The sequence below is a fragment of the Lactobacillus sp. UMNPBX16 genome (genome assembly GCF_002553775.1).
Taxonomy (GTDB): Bacteria; Bacillota; Bacilli; order Lactobacillales; family Lactobacillaceae; genus Lactobacillus; species Lactobacillus crispatus.
This window is the reverse complement of the sequence record NZ_PCYU01000040.1, coordinates 1-8867: the sequence shown is the minus strand read 5'-3', so window position 1 is coordinate 8867 and position 8867 is coordinate 1. Positions and strand designations below refer to the sequence as shown.

General features: G+C 32.6%; 11 protein-coding genes. All 11 read right to left on the bottom strand.

Going from position 1 to position 8867, the window contains the following annotated elements:
* Positions 1-156 precede the first annotated feature (156 nt).
* Complete coding sequence (locus CP367_RS09030) at positions 157-501, bottom strand: hypothetical protein (protein ID WP_098043555.1); 345 nt, start codon at positions 499-501, stop codon at positions 157-159.
* 53 nt (positions 502-554) lie between these two features.
* Complete coding sequence (locus CP367_RS09025) at positions 555-926, bottom strand: hypothetical protein (protein ID WP_098043554.1); 372 nt, start codon at positions 924-926, stop codon at positions 555-557.
* A 145-nt stretch (positions 927-1071) separates the two neighbouring features.
* Positions 1072-1680, bottom strand: coding sequence for a hypothetical protein (locus tag CP367_RS09020; RefSeq protein ID WP_143469234.1), 609 nt, complete (start codon positions 1678-1680; stop codon positions 1072-1074).
* Positions 1681-1684: 4 nt separating this feature from the next.
* Positions 1685-2833 carry a hypothetical protein gene (locus CP367_RS09015; protein ID WP_098043552.1) on the bottom strand — a complete coding sequence of 383 codons (1149 nt, stop codon included), beginning with the start codon at positions 2831-2833 and terminating at the stop codon, positions 1685-1687.
* A gap of 121 nt (positions 2834-2954) precedes the next feature.
* Entirely contained in the window at positions 2955-3128 is a 174-nt protein-coding gene (locus tag CP367_RS10765) for a hypothetical protein (RefSeq protein ID WP_158227332.1), read from the bottom strand.
* A 1191-nt stretch (positions 3129-4319) separates the two neighbouring features.
* Positions 4320-4823, bottom strand: coding sequence for a hypothetical protein (locus CP367_RS09010; protein WP_098043551.1), 504 nt, complete (start codon positions 4821-4823; stop codon positions 4320-4322).
* A 14-nt stretch (positions 4824-4837) separates the two neighbouring features.
* Positions 4838-5209 (bottom strand): hypothetical protein, encoded by a 372-nt coding sequence (locus CP367_RS09005; RefSeq protein ID WP_098043550.1) that lies wholly within the window; start codon positions 5207-5209, stop codon positions 4838-4840.
* A gap of 18 nt (positions 5210-5227) precedes the next feature.
* Positions 5228-5635 carry a hypothetical protein gene (locus tag CP367_RS09000; protein WP_098043549.1) on the bottom strand — a complete coding sequence of 136 codons (408 nt, stop codon included), beginning with the start codon at positions 5633-5635 and terminating at the stop codon, positions 5228-5230.
* 222 nt (positions 5636-5857) lie between these two features.
* Positions 5858-6709 (bottom strand): helix-turn-helix domain-containing protein, encoded by an 852-nt coding sequence (locus CP367_RS08995; protein WP_098043548.1) that lies wholly within the window; start codon positions 6707-6709, stop codon positions 5858-5860.
* A gap of 34 nt (positions 6710-6743) precedes the next feature.
* The gene (locus CP367_RS08990; RefSeq protein ID WP_143469232.1) at positions 6744-7229 is read right to left on the bottom strand and encodes a helix-turn-helix domain-containing protein; all 486 of its coding nucleotides are present in this window, start codon (positions 7227-7229) and stop codon (positions 6744-6746) included.
* A gap of 957 nt (positions 7230-8186) precedes the next feature.
* Complete coding sequence (locus CP367_RS08985) at positions 8187-8732, bottom strand: hypothetical protein (RefSeq protein WP_098043546.1); 546 nt, start codon at positions 8730-8732, stop codon at positions 8187-8189.
* Positions 8733-8867: the final 135 nt, after the last annotated feature.

Genomic DNA, 8867 nt, shown 5'->3' with positions numbered 1-8867 from the left:
AACTGGTCAAATCTATCAAACACCGAGGTGATCAATTGGTCTAAAACATTTTTGGAGGAGTAAATAATAGTTATTAAAAACCCTTGAAATAGGGCCTAGTTTCATGCACGCAAATTTTGGCTTTAACACAAACTAATTAAAAATAAAATTTACAATTTACATTGACTTATCACCACATGACTTACTGTCGGTCATCGGCGAATCACGATAAGTTAAAGTAATCCAAAGTTCAGACTCACCGCCGCAGAAATTTGCTCCAATTAGCCTTTTTAAGCGTTTGAAGGTTTGCCGCAGACTTTCATAATTTTTCGGATCAGCTCTACTAGTGACATGCTGAATGTCTTTAACCTCACCAGTTTGTCGATTAACCATTTTTTCCTTAGAAACCTTTTTCATTACTGGTTTTTTTCCGACACTGGTAGAAAGCTCGATAGAATCGCCATATTTATAACCCGTTACTAGCGTATTTTGAGCAATTTTGCTCTCTTCACTTTTTCTCATTTTTTCAAAAAACGACTATAAAGTATTGGGTTAATCAAGTTAAATAGAAGATTTTAATTATCCCTTACAACTTGTAAACTTGGAACTTTAACAGAAAGTTGATTTCTGTAATCTCCCCAAATGCTTGCTTTTTCAACCTTTTCAACCAAAAAACGGGTTCCAAATGCTTGCCAATCGGCAAAAGCACTAAGTGGCTGACGTACCTTGAAAGTTAAACTTTCACCTTCATTAACACCTTTCAAATCGTGACCATAACTGGTGTCATCTTGGTAAATTACGCCAGTAACTTTAGTACCTACTGAAACCATATGGTCGGCATCATCACCCTCTTTCCACTCTTCCAACTTTGTAAACAAGAAAGCCTTTCCTTTAAAGAATCTTGGTGCATCAAATGCTTGGAAATTGGCTAATTTTTTTAAACTCATTGTTGAGCTCCTTTCTATTTGTTCTACTAAAATTATTTCATGTTTTTTCTATTTGTTGCTATTTCCTTTTTTTTTACAAAAATCCCAAATATTATGCCTGTGGCTGGCGCCTCTTGCTCCCTACAGGGGCAGAGCGCCAGCATTTTTAGGCTAGCCGCATAACTTCATATTTTCCTCTTGAAACGTACCCAAGCCCTAAATTTTGATTATTAATGTAAGGTTGAAAACTAGAAGTTCTCATGTCCAAGTCAAGAGCTATGTCATTTGCTATTTCTTTTAGATCTTCAATATCTCGCCGTGAAGCAATATTTTTAGGTAGCCGTATGAAAATATATGCTTCTCGCTCAAAAACGGCCACAAAGCTTAGTAATCGAAGCCGATTATTGTATTTTTGAATCTGGCTTTGAGCTGAATAGTTATAATCAGAAGAATCAACTGGCGAGATCAATTCTTTTTGAAGAAAACGGCTCATTTGTAAAGATAGCCGATAATTAAACCCTTTTACTAGCTTTAAATTTTGTTTTTTTGCGGCATCTTGCATATAAGCAATGTAAACTACCATAACTACTGCTATTACTAGATTTATCGCAATCAGAAATCCACCTAAACTCGTTGAGACATGCTTGTAAATATCAAGTCCAAAAAGCATAAGAACAAACGCAAATGCTATTACTGCAAGACTGACGCTAATCTTAAAAGGTTCATGTGCTAAAAAATTGTAGTTTTCAAAAATAAATTTAATTTTTCTATCCATGTTTTTATTCCATTTTTTCAATAAAAGGGGCTTTAAACGGAACAATGTTCCCATCTCCATTTGTTACAATGCCGACCCCTAATGTGCCATATTCATCTTCATCAAGAATCAAATTGTTAATTGCAGCTGAATCGAGTTCTTTAAAAAGAAATTGCGCATTTTCTGCCGTAATTTTTGAAGCTAAAAGAATTTTAGTAGAAAATTCTAATCTCGTTTGTGACGAAAAAACACCCGCCGTACCGCTTAAAAAGCTTTGGCTTGCAACAATTAAATGAATTTGAAAGCTCGCTGACATTAGCGATATTTTATCAATAAGCCCCATATAAATAGCTCTATTCTTACTATTACCACTTGAAGGAATCGAAATTGCTTCGTCTATCATTAAAAACACATCTTTAAATTTTAAATTAGGATTATTCTTCTTAGCTATAGCTCTAGAATGCATTAAATCAATAACTTTACGTAATTCAGAGCAAACAGAATCTAAAAAATTATTGTCATTTTTCGAAAAATCAGGGCTTAAATAAATCCCACCTAAATTCAAAGTAGATTCACGCAATTTACCATCCAGTTTCGGATCAATAACCCTTAATTCTTTGGCTCCGTCATCAAAAGACCCATTTTTAACACCCATTTTTGAAAATGCTACACAATTTGAAACCAAATAACGAAGAAATGTGGTTTTTCCGCCCCGTGTAATTGCCTGAATAGCTAAATGAGGTGATTTATTAGGTTGCCAATAGTAATCCTGCATTAGTGCAATAGCTAAATTCTTGTTGCTCTCAAAAATTTGGACATCATTAAGCAAATTCTTTATTTTTAAGCGTTTATAAATCCCATAATGAAGCCCAAATTTAAGCCCTCTTGCTGATTCTGGTGGTTCGTTTAATCTTGGAATTAGCGTTAGTCCTGCTTTATGTTTAACGACAAATTGCGGATAAAGAATAGAGCTTGCTATTTGCTCAATTTTGTCTTTAAAGTCCACATTCAAAATTGATTCACTTGGTTCGTTAAGCCATACTATCAAGCTATTTTTAGTAAGTTTCAAACCAATCGAATTACTAAAAGAACTATCATCAGTGTTTAGCTTAGCGTCAAGTGCTGATCTTAACAATCTGCTGTAAGACTGTATATTTTCCTGTTCTTTTAACATTTTTTGCCTCCTTGATAATCAGCATAACTTGAATTCTTCTTTAATAGTGATTTTGCTTTAAAGCACTAAAAATACTGTTTCGTAAATAAAAAAGAGTGGATTTCCACTCTTTTTTTACTAATTACTTACTGTGATTCATTGCGTTAGCCATTTGAATTACGAATGCAAAATCCTCGACTTCATCAAATGGAACTTGAGTTAGGTCAAAACCCATCAAATCCGCATCGCCTGCCTTAAGTGATTGATGAAGTTTGTGAGCTAAATGAACCAGTTGGGTCAATTCATCAGTTTTCATCTTGACTTTTCTCCTTTCTAAATTTTTAAGAGTCTCATTTTCAACTCTTGCAATTATTTTATTTCTTTTTCAAAATTAAATTCGATTTCCTTTTTTTTCTAAAAAATCCCAACAAATTGCTTTAAATCAGCTTTTGTACAACATATTAAATAGCCCTATATGATTATTTGTTTTAAAAGTCATCAAATTCGCCCTATTTTGAAATCAAATTTGATTAAAATAAATAAAATTAGAAATTAGCTTTCTATAGTTTTAGCTGACAAAAAGCCTAAGAATACGATAGAACCGCCTTATTTAACATCAAACTTATTGAAAATTTTGCTTTTTTTATAAGTTGATGTACAGCAACTCCAAATATTTTTAAAAGATATTTACACGGTATTTTTGGCGAATGATTCGGTAGTTTTTCTTATTTAAAAAAACCACATTTTTACCAAACTAAAATTAATATTCTTGTCGGAAAATACGGTAAAAACAACATTAAACGTAATAATTTTTATTGCTAAAATTTGCTATAATAATAAGTAGCTAAATGTATTCAAAAAGACCCCTCAAGGCAATCCTTGGGGGGGTTATTTTATTGAATTTTACATAATGGAAGTTTTGCGAAGTAGGCACAAGAATGCGCCTTAAAAAAGGTATACGAAAAAAGATTGTGAAAATAGCACCGTACACAATTAAAAAAGCCCGAAATGATGGGCTTTTTATTTTTCATTCTTTCAAGATTTCACAAAGTAGCGGACAAAATCCCCTAAAAGATCAATGAGCGTTGACAATACAACGTTCTTGGACTTTTTTAGTTTTTTTTTGCTTTTTTGCTATATTAAAATTGAAAATAAAAAAAAGACGGTCATAAGACCGCCCACGCTTTGCACAACTAAAGTCATGTAAGCATCCATATTCCTATAATTATTATAGCACGAGCATGATAAAATAGAAATTGCATGACTATCCGTGCTTAATTTTCCCTATTAGATGGGTGGAAAGGAGGCAAGTCATGTGTATAATGTATCCATATTCCTAATTTGCGTTCTATTGCACGAGCTTCATTTAGTTCTTCACGAGCTAAATAATTTGCTCGATAAGTAATTATCGGCAATAGGCACGACCAGAGTCATCGGCAGTTGTAGAGTCGGTGGCTTTTTTGCTATTAAAAAAGCCAAGAATATAATATTCTTAGCTTTTTATTAACTATTTAGTCTTAACCGGAAACCAAAGCGTGCCATCAGGTGTTGCCCAATTACCATCAGTAGTTCTATGAAATGTTAATGTCAATTTCTTGCTTTTTAACGTCCAGCTATTTTTATGCTGCGTAACATAAACACGGCCCAAATCAACGTTAACTAGCTTTAGGTAGTCCTTAGTATTAAAAGTGCTATGACCTGTTAAAGCCTTATAAATACTTTTAGCAGTTGATGTATTAGACTTTATTAACTTGGAATCACCTAAGTAACTGCTTTTACCCACTGGTTGAAAGCCATTAATAGTTGCTGAATTTTTATTTAAAAATAGGGCTACTGATATTCCTAAATGGTTAGCCATTGTATTGTCGCTTTGCCGGGCATCAACGGTTTGATAACCTTGATTAATCAGACTATTAGGAACAGTTTGCTGATTATGATAAATTAACCAGCCGCTTAATGCGCCCACAACAATAATTACCGTAGCAAAAGCTGCTATAATCCTTTTATTCATAGAAACATCTCACTTTATTCCTGAATATTATTTTTGTATGGCATAATAGCTCCATGGGATCTTAAGCGAACGGTACCACCGTAATACACTATCCAACGAATTTTATTATTTTGAAATTCTTGATACATATTTTCTCTATGAAGGTAACCGTTATAAGTACCATCATTGTAAGGAATTTCCCAAGGAGTATCTACAGGGACAGTAGAAGCACTACTATGCCATGGTCCCCATCTTTTAACACCATGAATTTTTTTAGTCAGGGGTAATTTTTGAACAGTTTGAGAAGAGTTTGTATCAGTTTCAGAAGCCTCTACTGTACTATTACATACAAATGATAACAATACGGCAGAGACACTTAAAGCAATTGTCATTTTCTTTAATTTCATGCTTAACAACTCCTTGTATTATTTTAAATTTGTAGAATTAGGGTTATTCTCAATCTCTAATTTAGGTAATTTTTTATTCAGCGTTGGGATAGGATAATTCTTTAATTTCGTATTAAAAAGATATCCTCCATATACTACTCCTGTTGGCCCATGACCAGTTGGTTGAGTATATCTACGTTGAATATATCCTCTAAAAGCTTGATTTCCTCTAGTTACAGTTACAAAAACATAAGGTCTATTTTCATGAAAGAAAGTAGTTTGATACCAAATATGATGAACGAATCCTTTTGTAGCTTGAATGTTAGTCTGAATATTCGGAGATTCTACAGTATTTGTATCTGCTAACACCGATGTGGTCATTGAATTAGTTGTTAAAAACAAAACTAAACCAGCAGTTAAAGTTAATAATTTCTTAGATTTATTCATGTTTATTTGCTCCCTTCTTAAAAACTAACATTAGTTTCTTTAAATTGCTTTTCAAGCCTAAACAGGTTGATCTAACTCATCCTGTTACAACGATAATAACAACATCTTCTGGACTCATAATGCTGCTTCCTTTCTATAACTCTTTTTAATTTTTGTCTCATTATATTTAGAATCAAACAAAAATATGTAATAATGTGCGTAATTGCACATTATTACATATTTTTATTTATACTTATCCTTAAATTTACTCAATTCTAAAGAGTAGTTTTTCATACTAGATATTGAAAGATTTTTTATTATTTCATCACATGTTTCTAAAAATGATTTGTTACCACTTTGTTTATATTTGATTAAGCATTCAAAAAATTGAATCACGTTCTTATAGAAATAAATATCAGGAGTCGTAGGAATACTGTTAACATAAGAAAAACAAAACCCTATATCATTGAATTTATTTTCCTCTATAGAAAAGACTAATAGATTGATAGCTATTGACAAAAGATCTTTTTGAATAATCGTATCTTCTGTTAAACCATATCTTCTTACTAATTTTCTGGTAATTATCTTATTGTCTTGAAAAGAATAAAAACGCATTGAATTGCAATACAACATAAACTTGGTTTTATTAAATTCTGGAATATCAAATATCTTTTCCTTCAGCTCTTTTTGCAGAGAGAGATTCAGTTTGTCATCTACTTTGAGCAATTCTATAAATCCTTCTACTAAAAGATTTTGCATTTCTTTGTCGCTTTTTGATAACCCACTTTCATTGATAATATGCTTTATTTTCTGCATTTGTTTAATATCTACTTTATAGTAAGCTTGTTCCATAAGTTTTCTTTGATGCAGTATTTGTTTTTTATATGACTCGTACTTTTCATTTATTTGCGTGAAAAAATCAGATAAGTCAATCCCGTTATAAGCAAGTATGCTCATGAGATCCCTAGCACTTATCTGATGTATTTCATTTTCTACCTTTGCGTAATATGAACGATCAATTATTTTTCCTACAAATTTGGCTTGTGTTTTTCCTTGTTCAAGTCGATATTTTTTTAATAGACTTCCTATTGTCATGTATCTTACCTCTTAACACAGCTTCAATATTTTATTAAAACCACCACCAGTGCCTCTTTCTTGGCGGCCTTTTTTCTTTCGTTGTTTTTTCTTTTGCAACAGAGACATTTTTTCCAGAATTACCATCTTTATGAATTAATTGAGGCTTATCAACTAAATTTAACTGCTGTGCTTGATCTGCTAATTTCGCAAATTTTTGGCCAAAATCTGAAATTACCTTGTCTTTTTCATCAAGTTTCTTTTGTAGTCTTTCAATTGTTTCTTGTTGTATTTCAACTTGCTTTTTTAAAAACTCAATAGATGAAAATGATTCCCGCTTAGGCTTGTCATTATTGACATCATCTACATTTTTTGATCTATAATATTTATTTATTAATGTTTCCTTATAAAGCTTTTTGTTTCCTTGTACCTTCTCCGGGGAAACATTATTCTTATTAATCCACTTACTAAGTGTACCTTTTGAAATGCCTAATTTATTAGCTAATTCAGTTTGATTATACAATTTGTTAGTTTGTTTCATTGTTTCGTTTCCCTGCTTATTTCCATTGTTTCCAAGAACGTTCTTTGGAAACAAAAAAACGACCAGCCTTTCTGGAGCGCCACTCCGTCCAACAAAAATCGAAATATAAAAAAGAAAAATTAAAAATTTTTCCAGCCCCAAAAGGGGCTAAAAGGTAAGGCGCATAGCGCCTCCTCAATAGTTAGCCTAAACGTGGCTTAAAAACTACTGAGAAGACGCGTGGCTTCCGCATAGTTCAGATTCAATTGCTCAAAAATCAAGCTTCTGCTTCAAATCTCAGCAATTAAATCTGACCGACCGTTTAAACTCACCCTGCCCTTGTTCCTTTATAGATCTCGGTTTAACGTCACGTTGGACGCGAGTTTTTTTGTTTCTGTTCAATAACTCAAGTAAACTTGAACATTACGATCCAAAGGATAGTCGTTAGCATTTCCAAGGCTTCCTGATTGACTCAATTAGGTTAATGAACCCGCATGGACAACTTGCCACGTCTTTGTGATTTGCGAAATCAACGGGTTTAGCTTACCCACGATAGATAACTCCCTGACTGGCGCGTCTCCAGCAACAGAGGGGCTTAATTTGATGATTAACCTGGATAGCCGCTCCTATTTTGCATTAAAGATTATCAATCTATCAAAAAAGCTATAGCCAAATTCATTGACTATAGCCAGTTAATCATCTTTTTTTACTTTCGCTTATAATTCACTATTCTAAATGTTGAATTAAATTGTTTCCCTTGCTAAAATGGAAACATAAGAAAGTTAAAAAATCACTTATTGATTAGTTGCTGTAATCAATGAGCTTGACCCGAAGAAGATACGCCAATATCATCTAAGGGCTTTTTTGTTGCTCTCTTTTATTAAGTTGTTAATTGCTATTATAAAGCACTTTTAGCAACATTAAAAGATAGTTAATCATAAAAAATGCTGAAACCGCATCATATTAGCGATCTCAGCATTATTTTTTTGAATTTAACTCTTTTAATTCTCGTATTTTTGCTTTTTTCAATGAATAATATTCTATTTCTACATCAAAATTATCTTTACCTTTTTTAAATTCGACTTTTCGGTAATAATCAGGATCAGTTTTAATATTCCAATATTTTTGAACTTTAAACTTCTGGTCTACTACCTTTTCAGGTTCAACAATTCCCCTAGATCGTCTATAAATCTGCATTCCAACATCATATAAAGCCAGCCGACCGCCTTTAACAATCTTCTTAGGTCTATCACTTGTTTTAGTAAAATCTCCCTCAAGATTGTCCAAATCAACATTGGTTAAATAAGCCATTAAATATGCTGAAACGTTGTCGGAGTCACTTAATCGTTTAGTCTTGGTGAACCCTTGCCCCCATTTTTCAGCTACAACGTCATTTAGTATAACCAGCTTTGATTTATCTGGTGTTTTTAACAACAAATGTGCATGCAGGCTTCCAGAAGCTTGAGGCTCGATAACCACGATATAAACTAGCTTTTGCTTAGTAAACCTTCTTAACTTACGCATAAACTTGCTAAAATCACTATATAACCTCTCGTATTATATAAATTAAATCTGTGTTGATTGTCTTTTTAGTTTGTTTATTCGATCATCAGATGCTAGTCTCTAATTGTCATTGACCTTGGTCAATTGGTATAGGTT